Raw genomic sequence first — 240 nt, 5'->3', positions numbered from 1 at the left:
CTTGGCCGCGACGGGGAGGCCGCCTTGGCCTACGAGCGGGGGGCGGAGCTCGCCCTGGGCCTGGAGCGGTACTGGCTCCTCCTGGACGCCGCCGCCATGTGGCTTGAGGCCGGGGAGGGGGAGCGGGCCCTTCTCCCCCTGAAGGAGGCGGAGGCGGCGGTGGGAGAGGAGGACCCGGAGCACGCCGCCACCCGCCACTACCTCCTCGCCCGGGCCCACCTCCTTTTGGGCAACCCGGGC

Annotated in this window: 1 protein-coding gene; it reads left to right on the top strand. The window is 75.8% G+C overall.

Annotation, left to right across the window (positions count from 1 at the left end):
- Nucleotides 1-24: 24 nt before the first annotated feature.
- A partial coding sequence (locus MFF64_RS39200; RefSeq protein WP_238194112.1) for a hypothetical protein occupies nt 25-240 on the top strand: 216 nt, incomplete at its 3' end.

This window comes from Methylobacterium frigidaeris, from assembly GCF_022179185.1.
GTDB lineage: Bacteria > Pseudomonadota > Alphaproteobacteria > Rhizobiales > Beijerinckiaceae > Methylobacterium > Methylobacterium frigidaeris.
The sequence above is the reverse complement of the archived record's forward strand: the minus strand, read 5'-3'. Positions and strand labels throughout refer to the sequence as shown.